19 protein-coding genes, 2 tRNA genes and 1 other RNA gene are annotated in these 22,441 nt (G+C 39.9%); 10 read left to right on the top strand and 12 right to left on the bottom strand.

The genetic code is table 11. The features are described from left to right. Positions 1 to 2: 2 nt before the first annotated feature. Complete coding sequence (locus tag AAHF87_RS02900) at positions 3 to 1,589, bottom strand: peptide chain release factor 3 (protein WP_342146900.1); 1,587 nt, start codon at positions 1,587 to 1,589, stop codon at positions 3 to 5. A 164-nt stretch (positions 1,590 to 1,753) separates the two neighbouring features. On the opposite strand from AAHF87_RS02900, the gene AAHF87_RS02905 reads away from it, so the two are divergent. From AAHF87_RS02905 to recR, 5 genes are all read left to right on the top strand, one after another. Next, a tRNA-Ser gene (locus tag AAHF87_RS02905) sits at positions 1,754 to 1,843 on the top strand. Between the two features lie 10 nt (positions 1,844 to 1,853). Next, an RNA gene (ffs, locus tag AAHF87_RS02910) (signal recognition particle sRNA small type) lies at positions 1,854 to 1,950 on the top strand. 43 nt (positions 1,951 to 1,993) lie between these two features. Continuing rightward, complete coding sequence (gene dnaX, locus AAHF87_RS02915) at positions 1,994 to 3,571, top strand: DNA polymerase III subunit gamma/tau (protein WP_342146902.1); 1,578 nt, start codon at positions 1,994 to 1,996, stop codon at positions 3,569 to 3,571. A gap of 147 nt (positions 3,572 to 3,718) precedes the next feature. Next, positions 3,719 to 4,054, top strand: a complete 336-nt coding sequence (locus AAHF87_RS02920) for a YbaB/EbfC family nucleoid-associated protein (RefSeq protein ID WP_342146903.1) — start codon at positions 3,719 to 3,721, stop codon at positions 4,052 to 4,054. 34 nt (positions 4,055 to 4,088) lie between these two features. Next, the gene (recR, locus tag AAHF87_RS02925) at positions 4,089 to 4,688 is read left to right on the top strand and encodes a recombination mediator RecR (RefSeq protein ID WP_342146904.1); all 600 of its coding nucleotides are present in this window, start codon (positions 4,089 to 4,091) and stop codon (positions 4,686 to 4,688) included. 22 nt (positions 4,689 to 4,710) lie between these two features. On the opposite strand, the gene AAHF87_RS02930 is transcribed toward recR, so the two are convergent. From AAHF87_RS02930 to uvrB, 7 genes are all read right to left on the bottom strand, one after another. Then, positions 4,711 to 5,328 (bottom strand): hypothetical protein, encoded by a 618-nt coding sequence (locus AAHF87_RS02930; RefSeq protein WP_342146906.1) that lies wholly within the window; start codon positions 5,326 to 5,328, stop codon positions 4,711 to 4,713. A gap of 281 nt (positions 5,329 to 5,609) precedes the next feature. Next, positions 5,610 to 5,966 carry a 50S ribosomal protein L20 gene (gene rplT / locus AAHF87_RS02935; RefSeq protein ID WP_342146907.1) on the bottom strand — a complete coding sequence of 119 codons (357 nt, stop codon included), beginning with the start codon at positions 5,964 to 5,966 and terminating at the stop codon, positions 5,610 to 5,612. Between the two features lie 35 nt (positions 5,967 to 6,001). Continuing rightward, a complete protein-coding gene (gene rpmI / locus AAHF87_RS02940) occupies positions 6,002 to 6,196 on the bottom strand; it encodes a 50S ribosomal protein L35 (protein ID WP_342146908.1) in 195 nt (64 codons plus the stop codon). Between the two features lie 29 nt (positions 6,197 to 6,225). Then, positions 6,226 to 6,792, bottom strand: a complete 567-nt coding sequence (infC, locus tag AAHF87_RS02945) for a translation initiation factor IF-3 (RefSeq protein ID WP_342147866.1) — start codon at positions 6,790 to 6,792, stop codon at positions 6,226 to 6,228. A gap of 20 nt (positions 6,793 to 6,812) precedes the next feature. Next, positions 6,813 to 8,744 (bottom strand): threonine--tRNA ligase, encoded by a 1,932-nt coding sequence (gene thrS / locus AAHF87_RS02950; protein WP_342147867.1) that lies wholly within the window; start codon positions 8,742 to 8,744, stop codon positions 6,813 to 6,815. Positions 8,745 to 8,761: 17 nt separating this feature from the next. Beyond that, a tRNA-Val gene (locus AAHF87_RS02955) sits at positions 8,762 to 8,836 on the bottom strand. Positions 8,837 to 9,028: 192 nt separating this feature from the next. Then, positions 9,029 to 11,038 carry an excinuclease ABC subunit UvrB gene (gene uvrB, locus AAHF87_RS02960; RefSeq protein WP_342146909.1) on the bottom strand — a complete coding sequence of 670 codons (2,010 nt, stop codon included), beginning with the start codon at positions 11,036 to 11,038 and terminating at the stop codon, positions 9,029 to 9,031. A 240-nt stretch (positions 11,039 to 11,278) separates the two neighbouring features. On the opposite strand from uvrB, the gene AAHF87_RS02965 reads away from it, so the two are divergent. After that, entirely contained in the window at positions 11,279 to 12,472 is a 1,194-nt protein-coding gene (locus tag AAHF87_RS02965) for a pyridoxal phosphate-dependent aminotransferase (protein WP_342146910.1), read from the top strand. Here AAHF87_RS02965 and AAHF87_RS02970 read toward each other — a convergent pair. Both AAHF87_RS02970 and rpmE read right to left on the bottom strand, forming a co-directional pair. Further along, positions 12,469 to 13,767: an MFS transporter gene (locus tag AAHF87_RS02970; protein WP_342146911.1), complete on the bottom strand. Its 1,299-nt coding sequence runs from the start codon at positions 13,765 to 13,767 to the stop codon at positions 12,469 to 12,471. The genes AAHF87_RS02965 and AAHF87_RS02970 overlap by 4 nt on opposite strands. 95 nt (positions 13,768 to 13,862) lie before the next feature. After that, positions 13,863 to 14,114 carry a 50S ribosomal protein L31 gene (rpmE, locus tag AAHF87_RS02975; protein ID WP_342146912.1) on the bottom strand — a complete coding sequence of 84 codons (252 nt, stop codon included), beginning with the start codon at positions 14,112 to 14,114 and terminating at the stop codon, positions 13,863 to 13,865. 260 nt (positions 14,115 to 14,374) lie between these two features. Here rpmE and AAHF87_RS02980 point away from each other — a divergent pair, with 260 nt between their 5' ends. From AAHF87_RS02980 to AAHF87_RS02990, 3 genes are all read left to right on the top strand, one after another. Beyond that, complete coding sequence (locus AAHF87_RS02980) at positions 14,375 to 14,968, top strand: acyloxyacyl hydrolase (RefSeq protein ID WP_342146913.1); 594 nt, start codon at positions 14,375 to 14,377, stop codon at positions 14,966 to 14,968. 164 nt (positions 14,969 to 15,132) lie between these two features. Beyond that, the gene (gene parC, locus AAHF87_RS02985) at positions 15,133 to 17,394 is read left to right on the top strand and encodes a DNA topoisomerase IV subunit A (RefSeq protein ID WP_342146915.1); all 2,262 of its coding nucleotides are present in this window, start codon (positions 15,133 to 15,135) and stop codon (positions 17,392 to 17,394) included. Between the two features lie 20 nt (positions 17,395 to 17,414). Beyond that, the gene (locus AAHF87_RS02990) at positions 17,415 to 18,350 is read left to right on the top strand and encodes a DMT family transporter (RefSeq protein WP_342146917.1); all 936 of its coding nucleotides are present in this window, start codon (positions 17,415 to 17,417) and stop codon (positions 18,348 to 18,350) included. A gap of 106 nt (positions 18,351 to 18,456) precedes the next feature. On the opposite strand, the gene AAHF87_RS02995 is transcribed toward AAHF87_RS02990, so the two are convergent. Together AAHF87_RS02995 and dsbD are read right to left on the bottom strand one after the other, a co-directional pair. Continuing rightward, positions 18,457 to 19,923 (bottom strand): ankyrin repeat domain-containing protein, encoded by a 1,467-nt coding sequence (locus AAHF87_RS02995; protein WP_342146919.1) that lies wholly within the window; start codon positions 19,921 to 19,923, stop codon positions 18,457 to 18,459. 283 nt (positions 19,924 to 20,206) lie between these two features. Further along, positions 20,207 to 21,853: a protein-disulfide reductase DsbD gene (gene dsbD, locus AAHF87_RS03000; protein ID WP_342146921.1), complete on the bottom strand. Its 1,647-nt coding sequence runs from the start codon at positions 21,851 to 21,853 to the stop codon at positions 20,207 to 20,209. Positions 21,854 to 22,100: 247 nt separating this feature from the next. Here dsbD and fis point away from each other — a divergent pair, with 247 nt between their 5' ends. After that, complete coding sequence (fis, locus tag AAHF87_RS03005) at positions 22,101 to 22,388, top strand: DNA-binding transcriptional regulator Fis (protein WP_084028721.1); 288 nt, start codon at positions 22,101 to 22,103, stop codon at positions 22,386 to 22,388. The last annotated feature ends 53 nt before the right edge of the window (positions 22,389 to 22,441 follow it).

Raw genomic sequence — 22,441 nt, forward strand, 5'->3', positions numbered from 1 at the left:
GTTTAGATCTCCTTTAATTGTGAGAAACAAATATCTGGCCAACGTTCCATAGTCAACTTTAAATTAACCTGACTCGGTGCTAAATAAATCAGATTTTGTTTAGCATCATGGGCTAAATTTAGAATTACTCTATGTTCGAATTCTTTTAATTGTTTATTATCCTCTGCACTCACCCAGCGCGCCGCCACAATATTAACCGCTTCATACGCGCATTCTACTCTATACTCGTGCTTTAATCGGTACGCCACCACATCAAATTGTAAAACACCCACTGCCCCTAAAATTAATTCACTACTATTCAAAGGTCTAAAAATTTGTATAGCGCCTTCTTCAGATAATTGCATCAATCCTTTTAATAAGGCTTTAGATTTCAATGGATCTTTTAAACGGACTCGTTGAAATAATTCTGGTGAAAACGAGGGAATCCCAGAAAATTTTAACGTTTCTCCCATGCTAAAACTATCACCTATCTGTATCGTACCATGGTTATGCAAACCAATAATATCGCCTGGCCACGCCTCTTCCGCTCTAACTCTATCACCTGCCATAAAAGTCAGTGCGTTATGTACAGTGATTTCACGCTGCGCTCGGACATGAAATATTTTCATACCCGGTGTGTATTTTCCAGAACATATTCGCAAGAAAGCAACACGGTCGCGATGTGCTGGATCCATATTTGCCTGAATTTTAAATATAAATCCGCTGAAATTCGCTTCTTGCGGATACACAATTCGAACATCAGTTTGTCTAGGCTGTGGACACGGTGCATATTTCACAAAAGCCGCTAACAATTCTTGTACGCCAAAATTATTAATCGCCGAGCCAAAAAAAACCGGTGTTAACTTTCCTGCAAGATAATCTTGTTCATTAAAATCTGCACTCGCTCCTTTAATGAGTGCTAATTCATCTTGTAGCTCATCAAATATAACTCCGACTCGTTCTTTTACCTTAGGATGATGCAGACCTACAAAACATTCACTCTCTTTACGTTTTAAATTACTTGACGGTGCATAAAAATAAACCTTGTCCTCTAGCGTATGATAAATACCCTTAAATTGTTTCCCCATTCCTATCGGCCAAGTGATCGGCGCACAAGCGATCCCCAATGTCGATTCAATATCATCTAATAATGCTATAGGTGTGCGCGCCTCTCTATCCATTTTGTTAATAAAAGTCAAAATGGGAATCTGGCGTAAACGACAAATCTCTAATAATTTTTTGGTACGCGGCTCTACGCCTTTAGCCGCATCAATCACCATTAAGGCAGAATCAACAGCCGTTAACGTACGATAGGTATCTTCAGAGAAATCGGCATGTCCAGGCGTGTCTAATAAATTAAAAATACAATCCTGATAAGGAAATTGCATGACAGAAGTCGTGACAGAGATTCCCCTTTCCTTTTCTAAGGCCATCCAATCAGAAGTAGCATGGTGTGCGGCTTTACGCGCTTTAACCGTCCCAGCCAGTTGTATGACACCTCCCCACAGCAAAAGCTTTTCTGTCAATGTAGTCTTACCCGCATCCGGATGAGAAATAATTGCAAATGTTCTTCTAGATAAAATTTCTGCTGGAAATGCTAGGTCTGACATATGAATTTAATATTAAAAAGAAGCATTATTTTAAAAGGGCTACTATTGTATACGAAATTGCGCCGCCGTTTTCATCTAATTCATCTATTCGATAATGACGCTAGCAAATTCCTCATCTGATAATTGCCAAATTAAGTATTCTAGTTTAACCTGGCAGCTTTCTGGGAGAGGTGTCCGAGCGGCTTAAGGAGCACGCCTGGAAAGTGTGTGTAGGTTCATCCCTACCGCGGGTTCGAATCCCGCTCTCTCCGCCAATGGTGGTTATATCGGTCCCTTCGCAACGCAAAGCAGCGAACCCCGTCAGATCCGGAAGGAAGCAGCGGTAGTTGTCCATGTGTGTGCCGAGGTGTGGCTGCTATAACCGCCTCCATTAGAGATTTGACGATCGGGTCAAGGGGTTTCTTATGAGTTATCAAGTCCTTGCACGAAAATATCGGCCTCAGTCATTCGATCAGTTAATTGGTCAGGAATCTACTTGTCGCATTCTAAAAAATGCGCTGAATACACAACGAATTCACCACGCTTATCTTTTTACCGGCACGCGCGGAGTTGGCAAAACAACCTTAGCACGTTTACTCGCTAAATGTTTAAATTGCCAAACCAAAATCACGCCTGAGCCTTGTAATCGGTGTGCACCATGCCTAGCGATTAATACAAATCGTTTTACCGACCTCATTGAAGTGGATGCCGCTTCACGCACCAAAGTAGAGGATACACGTGATCTACTGGCTGATGTTCACTATGCGCCCAGCCAAGGCCGCTATAAAATCTATCTTATTGACGAAGTACATATGCTTTCTTCGCATAGTTTTAATGCCTTACTAAAAACTCTCGAAGAACCTCCACCGCATGTCATTTTTTTATTAGCGACCACCGATCCACAGCGTCTACCCGCCACCATACTTTCACGCTGTCTACAGTTTCATTTAAAAATTATTTCTGCCACGCAAATCAGTGATCATCTTGCTAATGTATTAAAAAATGAAAATATTCCTTACGAATCCGCAGCACTCTCGCCACTTGCACAAGCCGCGCGCGGTAGTTTACGTGACGCGTTAAGTTTATTGGATCAAGCGATCGCTTATACCAATCAAAATCTCACCAAACAGGATATCAATACATTACTCGGTCATGTCGCTAACACTGAAGTAAGCAGTCTATTAGAAGCATTGATTTTAGAAGATACTACGCAGCTCTGGTCCCTAGTCGAAAAGTTAAACGCGCTCGCCGTAGATTTTTCATGGGTTATTGATGAACTCCTGACTTTTTTACATGATATGGCACTGAGCCAGCGGTTTAAGACTGAAACTAAGTACGCTCAAGCCGTCACTGACCTCGCCCAAAAGTTTTCGCCGGAAGACATCCAGCTTTATTATCAAATTGCCTTATTAAGCCGGCGCGATTTAGCGTTGGCACCCACGCCACGACTAGGCTTTGAGATGCTGTTACTTAGATTGTTAGCGTTCAAACCTGCTATGGAAGAGACCGATCCTCACCACGTAGCAAAAAAAACCGCTCCTCCACCTAAGCTAACAGCAAAAAAACAAACCGCTACGCACCCAATAGACCACAAAGTAATAACGCCGGCTACACACAAGGACTTACACTGGCCTACACTTATCAAACAATTAAACTTAACCGGATTAACCTATGCTCTCGCCCAGCAGTGTGCCTTACAGTCTTATCAAGACAGCCACATTGCTTTATGCTTAGACCCTAGGCAAGCCGCACTTCGCAGCGTTAAACAAGAAGCTAAGTTAGCACAAGCGCTTTCCGGCTATTTCGAGAAGCCAACCACATTAGCGATCAGCCTTGGCGATACGGATTTATCGACACCCGCACGTTTACAGCAACAACACCAATCGCAGCGTTTAGAGCACACGACAAAAGCACTACAAAACGATCCGGCCATTCAAGCGATTATGCAAACATTTGATGCTAAACTACAGACTGAGTCTATTCAGCTTCTAGATGAAGATTGAATAAACCTCCATATATACTTATTGCACTTCAAGATGCGAACCAGTATCTTGATAATCGTCGTCATGGCGAGCGAATGTCTAGATTGCCGCGCACCTACTGCGCTCGCAATGACAAGTAAATTATGATCTTACTAAGAGGAAAATAAAATGAATATGAAAGTTGACCTAGATACACTTTTAAAACAAGCCCAGGACATGCAGTCCAAAATGCAATCTGCTCAAGCCGAATTAGCGCAAATAGTGGTTACTGGAGAAGCCGGTGGCGGTATGGTTAAAGTTGAAATGGATGGCCGACACACGGTGAAATCTATTTGGCTGGACCCCGCTTCGTTAAAAGAACCGAAAGAATTTGTAGAAGAATTGCTGGTAGCTGCATTTAATGCCGCACTAAAAGAAATTGAACAAGCATCACGTCAAAAATTAAATGACTTAACCAGTCTGATGCAGACCAAGTTTAGTAGTGACTTAGCAACTACTGAATAACTTAATATATTTTTATTATTATGTAGATGTAAAAATGGCTACTCCTTTGATAACACGATTAATCTCCCAATTTTGTTACTTGCCGGGAATAGGGCCTAAATCTGCAGCACGTATAGTGTATGGCACTATACTAGCGGAAGGAAAACGGGAAGATAGCTTAGCGCTTGCAAAGCTTATAGAACTGGCGATTCAAGAAGTGAAAAATTGCGAACAGTGTCGAGATTTAAGCGAAACATCTATTTGTGCGCTATGTTCAAATCCAAATCGAGATAGTAGTCTACTGTGTGTAGTTGAAACGCCAGTGGATGTGCTCGCTATCGAACAAACTGCCAGCTACCGTGGTTACTATTTTGTTCTAATGGGACGCTTGTCGCCACTCGATGGAATTGGTCCTGAGGAATTAGGTATCAAACATTTTGTCCAGCGTATCAACACACAGATGCCGCAAGAAATTATTTTAGCAACTAATCCCACCGTAGAAGGCGAAGCAACGGCACACTATCTCACTGAACTGATTAAACAAAAAGGGATTAAGATCAGTCGCATTGCGCATGGTGTTCCATTAGGTAGCGAGCTAGAGTTTATTGATAATCATACGCTAGCTCGATCACTATTCGCACGTGTCACCGTTTAATCGTCATCGGGCCCTACATGTTTCAAGGATGAAGCGCTGGTGGTGATGCCTGCGATAACCTTGAAGCATGATTTTGTTTGAAAAATTCGGTTACAACATCCGTATGTAAATAACGATTATAAATATTTTCTAAGGTATCTTTAGAATATTTCTTAGAAAAATTATCGGATACGATACAGTTTACTATTCCTAAACGCTTTTTTAGATCCTCGTTTAACTCATCTTCTTGATACCGTGGATTTGTAATAAAGCTCTGCTCATTTATTCCTAAAGCAAACGCTACAAATGCAGAAGGCATCGCACCGACGATAAAACTAGAATCTATTTCTGGTGTAATTGCGTAAGATCCTTTTTGTAAAGAAGCAAGCTGTATTTGCTCAGCCTTCACTAAGTAAATATACCCATAAGTCCCAGCCGAAAGAAGCTCGTTATCCTGACCAATGGCACTACATTTTGTACTTGATGCAGTAATATAAGTTTGAGATAAATATTTAAATTCACTTAAAATTTCTTTGTCTACTGCAGTTTGCTTAAATCCATTTTGAAAAACGTCATTGAGACCATCCACTAAGCTATTTGCAAAACTATTTTTTTTAACAACAATTTCTTCACCGCGCCATATAAAATCTTCTTTTGGCATAATTATTATCCTTATTTAAATATAAAACACTTAACCATGCTAACAGAATAAAAAAAATTGGGAAGATTAAAATAATTATTTTAATTTAAATAAATAATTAAATTAATAATTTTTAAATATATATTCCCACCATCAAAGTTAGCGAATTAAACCTTAAGTGAGTAGTGGATATTTTAAAAAAATGGTCGTCATGGCGAGCGAATGTCTAGTTGCCGCGCACCTACGGTGCTCGCAATGACGGTTAATACGCTCGCGCTAAGACGTAATAGAATAGGAATAAATTAAGCTAAGGCTTGCTTAGCTTTCTCTACGAGCTGCGCAAAAGTAGCTTTATCGGTAATGGCTAAATCCGCTAAAATTTTACGATCAACAGCAATTTCTGCTTTGCTAAGGCCCGCAATAAAGCGGCTATAAATCATACCATGTTCACGTACAGCGGCATTAATACGTACGATCCATAGTGCACGAAAATCACGTTTCTTTTGCTTTCTATCACGATAAGCGTATTGACCGGCTTTAGTTACCGCTTGCTTCGCCGCTCTAATGACGCGGCTGCGTGCGCCCTTATATCCCTTAGCTGCTTTTAGGATTTTTTTATGTCGGGCTCTTGCAGTTACCCCACGTTTCACTCTTGGCATCGTCTTTAACCTCTTTAATTATCTTTCGTTGTTTTCTAAGAACCTTGTAACATACGTTCGACAGCACGCACGTCACTGGGATTAACTAAATTTGTATGACGCAAGTTACGCTTGCGCTTACTATCTTTCTTAGTAAGGATATGGTTATGGTGTGATTGCGCACATTTATAACCTTTAGCTGTGGGCTTAAAACGCTTTGCAGCTCCTCGGTGACTTTTTAACTTTGGCATAGATACTCCGCATTACTTAATTATATTAGCTACTTGGTTTTTTTTGGACTCACCACTAACACCATCTGCCGGCCTTCCATCTTAGGTTTATCATCGATCGCGGCATAAGCAGCCAGATCTTTTTCTAAACGCTCAATAAGCTTAGCGCCTAAGTGCAAATGGGCGATTTCGCGACCCCGAAATCGTACCGTGATTTTAGCTTTATCGCCTGCTTGCAGGAAACGTATCAGGTTGCGTAGCTTGACCTGATAATCCCCTTCTTCTGTTACGGGTCGAAACTTAATTTCTTTTAATTGAATACGCTTTTGCTTTTTTTTCTGCGCAGTTTTCTGCTTACTCAACTCAAAGAGATATTTACCATAATTCATGATCCGACAAACGGGAGGGACCGCTGTTGGTGCAATTTCTACTAAATCAAGATCAGCGTCTTCCGCTTTTCTTAGCGCATCATTTAAAGAAACCACGCCTAACTGCTCACGATCAGGGCCAATTAACCTTACTTGTGGAACGCGAATCTCGCTGTTAACCCTAACCTTTTTTGCATTGCCGGTTCCCGACCTAGGTTGAAAACTTCCTCCTGGTCTATGCTGCTGTATAACTTTTTCTGTACTAATAACTATTTCTCCGTATCGATTCGACTATTCGACTGTGGGGCACAAGCCTGCCGAATCATCTGATAAAACGCATGGACCGACATACTACCCAAATCATCCCCTGTTTGTCTACGTACGGCGACTTGTTTTGTATCGACTTCCTTTGCCCCTATCACCAGCTGAAAAGGAAGTTTCTGCAAGCTATGTTCGCGAATCTTAAAGCTGATCTTCTCATTTCTCAAGTCCAACTTGACTCTTAGCCCTAAACGCTCTAATTCCTGGGCTATTTCATTAGCATAATCTCGCTGCTTATCCGTAATCGTCATGATAACCACCTGGGTAGGCGCTAACCAAAGGGGAAAATGACCGGCATAATGTTCAATCAGTATCCCTATGAAACGCTCTATAGAGCCTAAAATGGCTCGGTGCAGCATAACTGGTGTTTTGCGCTCGCCTTGCTCGCTGACGTACTCAGCGCCTAAGCGCCCTGGCATAGAAAAATCCACTTGGACGGTTCCACACTGCCAAACACGGTTTAGACAGTCTTTTAAAGAAAATTCGATTTTTGGGCCATAGAAAGCCCCTTCACCCGGCGAATAAGTCCATTTTAGCCCTCTTGCATCTAAGGCTTGCGCTAAGGCTTTTTCTGCCTTATCCCAGCTTTCATCGGAACCGACACGCGCTTCTGGGCGTGTCGCCAATTTAAGGATAACTTCATTAAAACCAAAGTCGGCATAAACTCCGTACAACAAATCAATAAAAGCGGCCACTTCCGCTTGAATCTGATCTTCGGTACAAAATATATGGGCATCGTCTTGTACAAAGCCACGCACGCGCATTAAACCATGTAAAGCACCTGAGGGTTCATTACGATGACAAGAGCCAAATTCCGCGAAACGCAATGGAAGATCGCGATAACTTTTTATGCCTTGATTAAAAATTTGGATATGGCCCGGACAATTCATTGGCTTAATCGCAAATTCGGTATTTTCCGTCGCCGTGGTAAACATTTCTTTAAAAAATTTATCCCAATGACCTGATTTTTCCCAAAGCTGACGCGCTAATAATTGCGGTGTACGTATTTCTTGATAACCTGCATTTTGCAAACGTGAACGAATGTATTGCTCAATAATTTGATAAACCGTCCAGCCATTAGGATGCCAGAACACCATACCTGGTGCTTCTTCTTGAATATGAAATAAATCTAATTGCTTCGCTAATTTGCGATGATCACGTTTTTCAGCTTCTTCTAAGCGATATAAATAATCTTTTAAATCACTCTCTGTTAACCAAGCAGTACCATAAATACGCTGCAACATTTCATTTTTAGCATCGCCACGCCAATAAGCACCGGCAACATGCGTTAATTTAAAGACTTTAAGCTTACCGGTACTCGGTACATGTGGCCCACGACAAAGATCAATAAAATCTCCTTCACGATACAGCGACAATACTTCTTGTTCTGGAATAGCGGTAATAATCTCTGCCTTGTATTCCTCACCCAAATCCCGAAAAAATTTAATGGCCTCTTCTCTCAGCATCGTAGAACGTTGTATGGGTAAATCCTGCTTCACTAATTCCCGCATACGTTTTTCTATTTTTAACAAATCATCGGGTGTAAACGCATGTGATAAAGAAAAATCATAATAAAATCCATTTTCGATGACCGGTCCAATGGTGACTTGTGCCGTTGGAAATAACTGCTTGACGGCATGGGCAAGCAAATGTGCAGTCGAGTGACGAATAATGGCTAAAGCTTCCGGATCGCGCACTGTCAGTATCCGTACATGACCATCTTTATCAATGGGATAGGTTAAATCGACAAGCTGACCATCCACTTCAGCTGCGATAGCTGCTTTTGCCAAACCAGGACCGATTTGCTCTGCCACTTGATAAGCGGTAGTAGCGCTTGCAACAGTACGCTGGGTTGCATCCGGTAAAGTAATGACGGGCATAGTTCTATAAAAAATGTTGGTAGGCACGAGTGGGATCGAACCACCGACCACCACCATGTCAAGGTGGTGCTCTACCACTGAGCTACGTGCCTACAGGTTATAAGAGGGTGTCCTTCTATATCGACGGGTCCTGCCGCTCTCGGCAGTTTATTTTTTATTGTTTCAAACAAAAAATAAACTTAGCCTGCGCGTCACCCGTCAACGCAGTCGACACTTCCACGCGAAGCAATAAATGCTAAAAATAAAACGAGAAAATAACACTCTTGATTTACAGACGCAACTGCTTAATCAATTCCCATTATTTTTTCTTTAAGATTTTTTAATTTATCGCGGGTTTCTGCAGCCTCTTCAAACTGCAAGTTTTTCGCGTAATTAAACATTTCGCGTTCCAATTGTTTAATTTTCTTGGCGAGTTCTTCTGGAGATAAAGCGGCATAGTAAGCCTGCTCATCAGCCACTTTAAGCAGATGCTGTTTATTCGTAGAAACATCGGATCGCGCTCCTTCAAGAATATCATGCACGGCTTTTGCAATCCCTTTTGGCGTAATGTGATGTTTTTTATTAAAAGCGAGCTGCTTAGCGCGGCGTCTCTCGGTTTCAGTTATTGCCTTTTGCATCGAGCCGGTTATTCTATCCCCATACAGAATAGCCCTACCATGAATATGGCGTGCTGCCCGACCTATGGTTTGGATTAAGGAACGCTCGGAACGCAAAAATCCTTCTTTATCTGCATCCAGAATCGCCACTAATGCAACCTCTGGCATATCCAGTCCTTCGCGCAGTAAATTAATTCCAACCAGTACATCAAATTTACCTAAGCGCAAATCACGAATAATTTCGACTCGCTCTACCGTATCAATGTCAGAATGCAGATAACGCACCTTCACGTCATGTTCGGCAAGATACTCTGTTAAATCTTCAGATAAGCGCTTAGTGAGTGTGGTAACCAAAACACGTTCGTTTTTTGCTACACAGCGATTTATCTCGGAAAGCAAATCATCCACCTGCGTAGCGACCGGTCTTACTTCAATCAAAGGATCAACTAAGCCTGTTGGCCTAATGACTTGCTCCACCACTGCACCCGAATGCTCAAGCTCATAAGCACTCGGCGTTGCGGAAACATAAATGGTTTGAAAAACTAAATCAGAAAACTCTTGAAACTGTAAGGGTCTATTATCCAAAGCGGAAGGTAAACGAAAACCATACTCAACTAAGGTTTCTTTTCGTGAACGATCACCTTTGTACATGGCCCCTAGTTGTGGGACGGTAACGTGTGATTCATCAATCACCAACAAAGCGTCTTTTGGTAAGTAGTCTAGTAAAGTAGGTGGCGGCTGACCCGCATCGCGACCGGACAAATAACGGGAATAATTTTCTATGCCGTTACAATAACCTAACTCCAAAAGCATCTCGATATCAAATCGCGTACGTTGTTCTAAACGTTGAAATTCTATTAACTTATTTGCCGCTTGTAATTGCGCCAGACGTTCTTTTAGTTCAATTTTAATTGATTCTACCGCATTTAAAATTTTATCTCGTGGCGTCACATAGTGAGTTTTTGGATAAATAGTCAGCCGCGGTACGCGTCTAAGCAATTCACCTGTCAAAGGATCAAAATAACTAAGCTGTTCAATGGTATCATCCAATAATTCAATACGTACTGCTTCTTCGGCAGACTCTGCAGGATAAACATCGATTACATCGCCACGTACGCGGTAAGTGGCGCGACGAAAATCCGTATCATTACGATTGTATTGTAGTTCAGTTAAACGTCTTAAGATAAAACGTTGATCGATTTGATCGCCCCGACGCACATGTAACATCATATCGATATAAGTATTCGGATCACCTAAACCATAAATAGCCGATACCGTTGCTACAATAATCACATCTCGTCGTTCTAACAAAGATTTGGTAGCCGATAAACGCATTTGCTCGATATGCTCATTGACCGCCGCGTCTTTTTCAATAAAAGTATCGGTCGTAGGCACGTAGGCTTCGGGTTGATAGTAATCATAATAAGAAACAAAATATTCCACGGCATTCTGCGGGAAAAAACTTCGCATCTCACCATACAGCTGCGCCGCTAGGGTTTTATTAGGAGCCAAAATAATAACGGGACGCTGAATTTTTTTTATCACATGCGCAATACTAAAAGTCTTCCCCGAACCCGTTACGCCCAACAAAGTTTGGTGTGCCAAGCCTGCTTCCAAACCCTTAAGCATTCCTTCGATTGCTATGGGTTGATCGCCTGCTGGTTTAAAATTCGAAGTTAATACAAAAGTGTTAGGCATGAAATAATGAATTAAACATTAGTAAAAATAGTTCTTGGAGCTGACTTGCTTTATTATTAAACTCTCGCCGATAATATATACTCACAGCAATTGGGTTTTTGGCAAGGCGCCGAAGATGAGCAACCGGAGTGTATATGCAATACATGAGGATTGCGAACCGAGCGGCAACAAAGCCAAAAATTCAAGTGCGAAGCTTATAAAGACCCTATAACACCAGTTTAACTTAAGTAGACCTATTCTATGCATATAAATCTATCACACCGGGTTTCTCAAATTAAACCATCCCCTACTTTAAGCTTATCTGCAGCCGCCAATCGACTCAAAGCCGGCGGCAAACCTATTATTAATCTGACCGTAGGCGAGCCAGACTTTGATACTCCAGAATCTATTAAACAAGCCGCCCGTCTCGCTTTAGATGAAGGATTTACCAAATACACCGCGGTAGATGGCACGTTACGTTTAAAACAAGCCGTCGTTAATAAATTTAAGCATGAAAACAAACTGGATTATGCATTGGATCAGGTGATTGTTTCTAGTGGTGCGAAACAATCCATTTTTAATCTTATGCAATCCTTATTAAATCCAGGCGATGAAGTTATCATCCCCGCACCGTATTGGGTATCCTATCCAGATATGGCTTTATTAGCGGAAGCTAAGCCAGTTTTTATTTCAGGTTGTATTGAGTCCTGCTTAAAGATTACACCGCAGCAATTAGAAGCAGCGATTACTGAAAACACTCGACTTTTTATCATTAATAGTCCTTCCAATCCTACGGGTATGGTCTATACGCATGCCGAACTCCATGAGCTAGCTAAAATTTTATTACGTCATCCATCGGTGTTTATACTAACTGATGACATTTATGAGCATATCTACTGGGGAAACGAGCCTTTTAAAAACATTATTAATATATGTCCTGAGTTGCATGATAGAACCTTAGTCTTAAATGGCTGCTCAAAAGCTTATGCCATGACTGGCTGGCGCATTGGTTATGCGGCTGGACCAAAAGAAGTCATACGCGCCATGTCCAATATACAGTCACAGAGCACCTCTAACCCAAATTCTATTGCTCAATTTGCTGCAACGGCTGCCTTAACCGGCAAGCAAGACTCTGTGCAGCATATGAACGAGATCTACCATCAACGCCATACCTTTTTTTCAGCGGGTCTTAATGACATTCCTGGTGTACATTGCTTACCTGCGCAAGGAGCCTTTTATAGCTTCCCTTCCTTTCATGCCTTTATTGGAACTGGTAAAAAATTCAGCTCAGATTATGAGTTGGCCGATTACCTACTCAATAATGCTAACATTGCTACTGTCCCTGGTTCCGCCTTTGGCGCACCCGGTTATTTACGCCTTTCCTATGCGCTAGATAATGTCAGCCTAAAAAAAGCGTTAATACAATTAAAAACAGCTCTAGCTGGTTTGGCTTAAAGGCCTGCAACTGAACTCTCTTTAGATGTATCGGCAACCACACCGCGTGTTTCTTTAACAAAAAGGGCTAATATTGCGGCGATAACAAATGCAACGGGAATAATGGTTAACGCATGTTGAAAGCTTTCGATTGAAAATGCCATTAAATTTCCTCTAACATGTGTGCCAGTCAATACATCTAAGGCTTTACCTATTAAGGGCTCAGATAAAGCACCGCCAAACATAACTAGCAAGTTAGTTACTGCAATTGCCGTACCTGCTAAGCCTTGAACATTAAGTTCTCGAGCTATAGGAAAAACAATAATTTGTGCAGAACTACATAGACCAAAACTGAATAATAAAACCCCTAGACAATGTCTAGAAAAAAATGGGAAATAAATGAGTAAAGTAAATATAAGAGCGCCTAATAAAGCACCGATAATAATTGGGTGACGTCGATTTCCAATTTTGTCAGAAACCCAACCAACCAAAGGACTACCTATCGCCCAACCCAAAAATATAAATGAAATATTAACCGCTGCCATTGAATTTGATAGACCATAAGTTCTAATTAAATATGGTATTCCCCAAACTTCAGCAAACGCAGATAAGGATAAATATAAAAGGCTGCCTATGACTCCTACCAACCACATCTGTGGATTTTTACACAGTTTAAACACCGCCTGGAAAAACTCCCCGTAGCTCTGAGTTGTTGGCGTACCTCCTTCGTGTGACGTTCTTGCACCATTACTTCCGGGTATGATATACCACAAACACACAGTTAAAAATAAACCTACGGTCGCTGAAATATACAGTGTGACATTGGATCCTAAGGCAAATACTAATTTTGATAAAATAATATCTCCAGTCATTGCACCAATCATTCCCAGAGAAGTTGCCATACCCGCAATAAAAGCAAAACGTGAAGGGGGAAACCATATTGCAGCAAGCTTAAGCACACCTACGAAGGCGAATGCAGAACCAAATCCTACTAAAAAACGACCTACTTGAGCGGTAGAGAGATAATGGTGGGCAAATAGATAAGTACCTATGGCACAAACTAAACACGCAAAAGCCAATAACTTCCTAGGCCCAAACCTATCCATCATCATACCTACGGGTAACTGCATAGGTGTGTAGGCGTAATAATAGAAAGCGACTAGATTTCCAAATGCCAACCCACTGATATTGAACATTTTTAGTAAATCTTCCGTCATAACACTAGGCAAGATTCGCAAAAAATATTCATAACAGTAAAAAAGAGCCCCTAAGCCACATACTAACCAGGGAAAAAGGTCAATACGTTTTCTCGGCATAATCATACCCCCAGAGTAATAGATTGAGTAGTATAGGCACGCGAATTAAAAATTAACGATAATTTTAAGCAAGCCAACTAATGAAATGGATTATACTAAGCAGCTTCTGCTGGGTCAGACTTATCCGCATTTACTTTGATAGTACGTTTACCGTATTTTTGTTTAAACTTGTCAACACGTCCACTGGTATCAACAATTTTTTGCTTACCGGTATAAAAGGGGTGGCATTTTGAACATACTTCTATAGTAAGAGCAGGCTCACCTAAAGTAGAACGAGTTTTAAAACTATTACCGCAACTACACGTAACAGTAACTATGTTATAGGATGGATGGATATCTTGCTGCATAATAATTTTTATATCCCTTGAATAGAATGAGGCCGGCATTATAACAGAACAAATTATAAAACAAAATTTTTGACTGAAAACCCATTCTGAAATAGCCCCCTTTTAAGCCTAAAAAGTAAGTTGTTTATGTACAAAATACTGATGAGGGGGGCTGAATATAAACCTAGAAATAGCGTTTGCATTTGGAGAGGGAAGCGGGATATAAAATCATCTGCATAAAGCAGACAACCAATAAAATTCGAAGCCACAAGGAGTGTTAATTGAAAATTTTACGTGTTTTAATCAAAAAAAATTGCCTCTTATTCCTATATATCAGCTCCATAGTGATCAGTTTAATTCCTGAAAATGCCTATCCCGCAATGCATGGATTACAAATTTCCTATGGAACCGGAGATCCTGACCATTTAAAGGGGTATCGAGTTGCTGTTCAACAATTTTGGCCATGGGTAGGTTTTTCTAAATCCCCGGTGAATTTAACCGGCTATTGGGATCTCAGCTATGCCAATTGGCATACCAACCCGCCGCTTGCCAATCAGCCACGCTCTATCAGCATTTTGGCAGTTTCTCCGCTCATACGCCTACAGAGCCGCGAAAATTGGCTGCTAGCCGCCCAGCCATATCTCGAATTGGGTGTCGGTGCTAGCTGGCTTTCTAATAATCATTTGGGCCATCGAAATTTGGGAGGGCAATTTGCTTTTCAAGATTTAATGGGCCTAGGTCTACGTTGGCGAATAAGTAAAACGGTGATAGGCACATTGAGCTATCACTACTTACATTATTCAAATGCCAGTTTGCTGCCCCCGAATCAAGGCATCGATGTAAAGCATTTATTTACACTGGGCTATGAGTTTTAGAGCTCAAGCAAAATTACTTATAAAGGTTTTTTTAAAAACTATATTGTAAAATATCATGATCATCTTATACTGCACACAAGCTGTTCTTAACATGCCCATCCTAACTCGTCCTTACAAAAAGGCGCCAATGAACTAAGGATCTTTTTTTAAGAGGCTATAAAGCAATGGCCAAAAGCAAATCATCATCTGAACATTCACCGATTGAACATCAAGCACTGCGCATTTTCACAGAAAAGGCCTACCTTGATTATTCCATGTACGTCATTCTTGATCGTGCCTTACCACATATTGGTGATGGCTTAAAACCTGTACAGCGACGCATCATTTATGCGATGTCTGAATTAGGTTTAACCGCACTCGCAAAATATAAAAAATCAGCCCGAACTGTTGGTGACGTTTTAGGTAAGTTTCATCCTCACAGTGATGTTGCTTGCTATGAAGCCATGGTGTTAATGGCGCAAGATTTTTCCTATCGTTACCCTCTCATTGACGGACAGGGAAACTGGGGCTCTCAAGATGACCCTAAATCATTTGCCGCGATGCGCTATACCGAATCGCGCTTAACCCGTTATGCCCAAGCGTTACTCAATGAACTTTCGGATGGAACGGTGGATTGGGTGCCTAATTTTGACGCTACACTGGAAGAACCTAAACTATTACCTGCGCGCTTGCCTAATATCTTATTAAATGGGGGATCAGGCATTGCGGTCGGAATGGCGACGGATATTCCCGCACACAACCTTGGCGAAGTAGTCAGTGCTTGTATTCGATTACTAGACGAACCAGACACCACCTTAGCTGAGCTTTGTGAACTGGTTATTGGACCCGACTTCCCTTCCGCTGCAGAAATAATTACACCGCGCAGTGAGATTTGTAATATTTACCAACAAGGTCAAGGCGTCATTCGTGCACGGGCAGTTTACACCGAAGAAAAAAACCAAATTATTATTACCGATCTGCCTTATCAGGTATCTGGCGCCAAAATTATCGAACAGATTGCTGAACAGATTCGCGACAAGAAATTGCCTTTAGTGGAAGATTTACGTGATGAATCGGATCATGAAAATCCAACCAGACTAGTAATTATACCCCGTTCTAATCGTGTTGATAGTGCATCCTTAATGACACATTTATTTGCTACGACCGATTTAGAACGTAGTTATCGTATTAATCTTAATATGATAGGTCTCGACGGAAGACCTAAGGTAAAAAATCTGCTGGTCATATTACAAGAATGGCTAGAATACCGACAAGCTACGGTAAGGAAACGTTTAGAGTTCCATTTAAATAAAATTTTGCATCGCCTTCATCTCTTAGAAGGTTTTTTAATTGTCTATTTGCATATCGATGAAGTCATAAAAATTATACGACAATACGATGATCCAAAAATCCGCTTAATGAAGCGTTTTAAATTAAGTGATACGCAAGCCGACGCTATTTTAGAAATACGGTTACGACAATTAGCCAAACTTGAAGAAGTTAAATTGCAAACCGAACAAGAAAATTTAATCGCAGAACGTGACAAAATCCAGAAAATTTTGTCTTCTAAAGTGCAATTAAAACGACTTATTCGATCCGAATTACAAGAAGATGCAAAACTCTATGGTGACCGCCGCAAATCACCATTGGTTGAACGTAGCGCAGCGCAAGCCATGCAAAAAACTGAAATAATTCCTTCTGAGCCTATGACTGTTATCTTATCGACGCGCGGTTGGATCCGTGCGGCAAAAGGTCACGACTTTGATGTCAGTGGTTTAACCTTTAAAGCGGGTGACTCCTTGAAAGCGGCACTACCTGGCCGTAGTAATCAATTGATCGCTTTCATTGACTCTACAGGACGTAGTTATTCAACAGCGATACATACGCTGCCTTCCGCACGAAGTTCCGGAGAGCCTTTAACCAGTCGCTTTAATCCTCCCGCCGGTGCTAATTTTGAAGGCATGATAACGGGAGATCCAGAACAGTCTATATTAGTCAGCGCTGATGCCGGCTATGGCTTTATTACACAACTATCCGAACTGTTTTCTAAAAATCGCAATGGAAAAGCATTATTAAAATTATCTCCTCATGGCCAGGTTCTACCTTTGTTAATGGTTAATCCGATTGATTCCAACTATATTGCACTCGCTACCAATACAGGATATTTATTAATTATTGCTGTACAAGAATTACCGATATTAGCGCGTGGTAAAGGCAATAAAATGATGCAAATTCCGTCTAAAAAACTCGAACTACGCGAAGAATTTATAAGTAAAATAGCTATTTTACCTTCAAAGAATAGTAAATTGAAGTTAATTTCAGGAAAAAAACAATTTATTTTGAAAGGTGCAGATTTAGCAAATTATATCGGGAAAAGAGGTCAACGCGGCCATAAATTGCCACGCGGTTTGCAAAAATTAGATGCGCTAGTCGTCGACTTAACTTGATTTAATGGTTAATTTCAATAATGAATAAAAATATAAATTATTTGTGGTTTTTTTTACTAGCCGCTTTTTGGAGCGGTTCATTTGTCGCCATTAAAGCGGTAGTATTACACGTACCTCCTTTCTTTGGAGCGATGCTACGCGTAGGTTTAGCATTAATATTCTTAAGTCTTATTTTTTGTTTCTTAAGAAAAAGCGTGGCTGTTGCATTTAATCTACGCTGGCGCATTTGGATAATGGGACTTTTCTCACAAGGACTTCCATTCTTCTTCTTATTTTATGGTGAGCAACATATTTCGCCAGGTTTAGCAGGTATTCTAAATGGAACGGTGCCCATTTGGACATTAATATTTAGCTTAATTTCTCCTAAGACTAGAAATTTTTCATTCTTAAAATGCATAGGTTTATTTACCGGTTTATTAGGTATTTGTATTATTTTTTGGCCCTTATTGAATTTTGATACCGCACATTCAGCCCTTTTAGGCACCGCTTCTGTCTTACTTATGGCAATCAGCTATTCGATCGGTAATTTGCTCAATCAACGTATGTTATCAGGTCAAACTAAATTAGATTTTTATGCCAATATCTATCATCAACATTGGGCCAGTCTTGTTTTTCTCATGTTGGCATCACTCTTATTCGAACATTGGCCGAGTAGTAGTTTACTATTGCATACGCCGATTATTTGGGTGGCAAGTATTTACATGGGTTTATTTTCCACTGCAATAGCTTGGATTATTTATTATCATTTAATTCGCGAATGGGATGCCGTACGCGCCAGCGCGGTAATGTATGTCGTTCCTATCATGGCTATACTGTGGGATTTTGTTTTTTTTCACAATCGCCCGCAATGGTCAGAAGGCTTAGGCATAATAGCCATTTTATTTGGCGTGGTATTAATTCAATGGCCTAAAAATTTACCTAAGTCAATCAGCTATTTTATAAAAAATAAATTATAATTTATTTAGACCATTCAAACTGGTACAACTAAAAGGCAACAAGGGGTTTTATTACCTCATAGTGGCTCACTCTATTGAACATTCAAATTATATAATTACTTGTAAGTTAATATGTTTTTTTTGTTAAGTTAGAAGACTCAAATGTATTTATAGAATCAATAATTCGATCTCCCTCGCGACGTTCACTATCAATAACATTAGTATTTGATTTTTTTCTTGGTTTTTTATTAAATAATGTACTTGCTAAAAGTAATGTCCCATTGGCATTGCTATTATTCACTCCCCTATTATCCGCTAGGTCTGTTTCAGACATTGAACTCAGGTTGAATCCACGAGCTTCAGCCTGCGCAACGAGAGGATTGGTTCTAAAAAATCCCGTTGCATTCACCAAAGGCGCAAGCGACTCATTTAATTCACTCATAGCAAAAAGATCACTTTTTAATACGGATACTTGCTCCCTGGAAGAAGTATCACGAGTTTTATGGCGTTGCCTTTTATCCTCTGGATTTAATAACACTCCATTTTGTTTTAAGAGATAATTACCTAGTTCTTCTGGATTATCTTGACGAATCCTATGGAGACGAAAATTCCCTTCATTATTTATAGATTTTACCGCTGTACCTTGCTTCAAATAGTGAGCGAGATCATTATTTCCAATTTCTATTGCAATATCTATAGGCGTAGACTCATCATTATTTTTAACTTCGATACTTGCGCCTTGCGTAAGCAAAGATCTAACAAGCTTAATATTCTCAGTTTCCACTGCCATATGTAAAGGAGTACTTCCATCAACATTTTTAGCTTCTATATTGGCACCTTGCGTAAGCAAGTATTTAACCAGCCTAATATTCTCAGTTTCCACTGCCATATGTAGAGGAGTATTTCCATCACTATTTTTAGCTTCTAAATCTGCCTTGTTATCAAGAAGGTATTTTATAAGCTTTTTTCGATTATTTGAAACGGCTAAATGTAGTAGCGTATTATTTTCATTATCTTTTACCGATAAATCTATTTTTTTCTCATTAACAAGATACTTAACTATTTTTGTATTACCGTTCTTAATCGCTAAAGATAAAACGGTATCACCCTCACTATTTTTAGCTTCTACGTTGGCACCTTTAGAAATAAGAAACTCTATTACCTGGAAATGACCATTCTTAGCTGCTGAAATTAAGGGAGAGTTACCTTGGATATCCCTACTTTCTAAATCAAGCCCCTGAGTAAAAAAATATTTAACTAATTTTAAGTGACCATTCCAGGCAGCGGCATGCAACAATGTCTGATCATAATTATCTTTAGTGTTTAAATCAGAATCTTGCTCAACTAAATATTCCACACTCTTTAATTGGCCTTCCCAGGTAGCGTAATGTAGTGGTGTACTTCCATATTTATTTTTGTTCTCCATCAAACTAGAATCTTTAGTGACTAAATTTCGAATTGCGTTTAAATCTCCTAAAGCCGCAGCAACATGTAATCGAGTATTGCCAAAATTATCCGATTCAAACAATTCAGATTCATAAGTTTTCAAGTTGATGGGTGATTGAGAAGTTTTAGATATATTATATTTTTCCATTTAATTTACTCCTATACTTATTATTTAATATTCTTATGAATATTTTTCAATGTAATAAGAAAGTTTATTTTTACATAAAACCACTCCATCATTCAACTTTTCCTTACTATTTAATGTGCATTTTAGTCAATTATTTTTATTATTTTATCAAAAAAAATTTAGTCGCCGTTATTTTAATTTTTTTAATAATTTTAAAAAATAAATTTTACTCCTTGCAATCAATCACTCTCTCAATATAAGAGATTATTTTAAGTGAATTGTATTATTTCAGAATAGAGTCAGTCTATTTGCTCGCTAAAATCTGACGTAAATGATTCGCAAAAGTTTGACTTTCTTCTTGTCCAACTATTCGAGAATCTTTCAATTCTTGTCCATTCGGCGTAAAGAACAAAAAGGTCGGCGGGGCAATCACATGGAATTGACGTTCTAAAGCTTTATCTTGATCATCATTCGCAGTGACATCCGCTCTTAACAAGATGAAATGCGACATCAAAGATTTAACTTGTGGTGCAGTGAAGACTATCCGTTCCATTTCCTTACAAGATAGACACCAATTGGCATAAAAATCGACTAACACCGGTTTATGCTGTTGTTTTGCTTGTATTAAAGCTTGTCTTAAATCAGAAATGCCTTTAATTGTCTGAAAATTACTTGTCTCGGAGCTTGCAACTTGATTGGGATGCAGAAGGCTAAAGGGTCGAGAATTGCTAGGGATGATTCGTGCTAGCAGCCATACAGCCATTGCCAACATTAGCACACCTAAAATAATTTTAATGCCATTCATCCAAGGGCCGGATTTAGGTAACCATTTACCTGCCGAAGTCCCAATAATTAATAAAGGCACGCCTGAACCCAAACCTAAAACAAATAAAGCGAGTCCACCTAGTATGGCATTCCCGGTATTCCCAATATAGGTTAATACGCCGACTAAAGGTGCTGTTATACACGGAGAAATAACCAAGGTGGATAAACATCCCATTAAGGCCACACCGATATAATTACCACCTTGTTGACGATTAGTAATATGAATAAGCTTTTCATGCCAACTCTCAGGCAGGCGTAACTCATAGAAACCAAACAAAGAGAAGGCAAGTGCAACAAACAATGCACAAACAATGATAATGACCCACGGGCTTTGTAAAAATGCTTGTAAATAACTGCCTGCTAAACCAGCAAAAACACCCGCTATGGCATAAGTAAATGCCATGGCAAGAACATAAGTTATCGATAAACTAAAGGCTTTAGCTGTCGTCAAATGCTTTTGGCCTAAAATAATAGCCGATAACACCGGTATCAATGGCAAAACACAAGGTGTCAGTGATAGCAATAAACCAAATCCAAAGAAACTAAGCAGTGTCCAAAAAATATTGTGACCTGCTAATAAAGTCAGAATTTTACTTTGTTCACTAGCGGTTTTTATACTTCCCTGAACTTGATTTTTCGATGAATTCTGACCTATGTCCACGGAATTTTGGTTAATATCGCTAACTGACATTCCAGCATGCGTTAAGCTTATATGTTTAACTACAGGTGGATAACAAAAACCGGCTATGGCACAACCTTGATAATGGATCATTATATCCAGATTTTGATCGGGAAGCGGATTTACAAATTTTAATAACGTGACGACATGTCCTTGATAAACTTCGTATTTGCCAATAAATTGGTTATGTTTAATGGTGCCCTTAGGAAAAACCACCGAATTTATGCGGATTGGTGTACTTTCGAAATGTATTTTGTCGCGGTAAAGATAGTAACCGGGCTTGATAGTCCAACGTGCGGTTAGCGTTTTATCATTTAAACGCTGCACTGAGACTTGAAAAACCTGATCCACAGGTAAAGCTTGCTGACTAGCATAAGCGGGTAATATTCCTGCGCCCAAGCTCAATCCAACGAGTAAAACTTTAAAAAACTTAATTAAATTAAACAAAATAGTTTCCTTTTAGATAGATATGAGTATCGAGCCTTTTTATTAAATAGACCTTTACGCGCTATTTTTCTAGCAAATCTCACAGAAAAAACAATGTTTCGCAAAATTTTTTAAGAAAAATCAGGGCTGGGCCTAACTCAGAGGCTAAGAAAATCAAAAAATCCGCCAAAAGACGCTTGTCGCAACCTCTTAGCTACTATATCATGGAAACTCCTCTGACCTAGTCAAGTCTCAAAGGATAATGTATATGCAAAATGCACTCGATCAACTTCCTGTTCTACCTATGGTTGCTAGCGCTGGCGCCCCTCAGCAGCCGCTAAAAACTTATGTCGAACAGGCTTTAGAAAATTACTTTTCGCAATTAGATGGGAACTCACCTTCTAATCTGTATGGCCTTGTTTTAGCTGAGGTTGAATCCCCTATGTTGGAAGTGGTATTACGCCAAACTCGCGGAAACCAAACCAAAGCAGCTAAAATGTTAGGTATCAGTCGCGGTACTTTACGTAAAAAACTAAAACAATGCGATCTTTGCTAGATCCAGACTAGTAAATAAACCTCTCGTACAACTATAAAAAAAAATAACAACAA

It is taken from the genome of Rickettsiella endosymbiont of Aleochara curtula (assembly GCF_964030935.1).
Taxonomy (GTDB): domain Bacteria; phylum Pseudomonadota; class Gammaproteobacteria; order Diplorickettsiales; family Diplorickettsiaceae; genus Aquirickettsiella.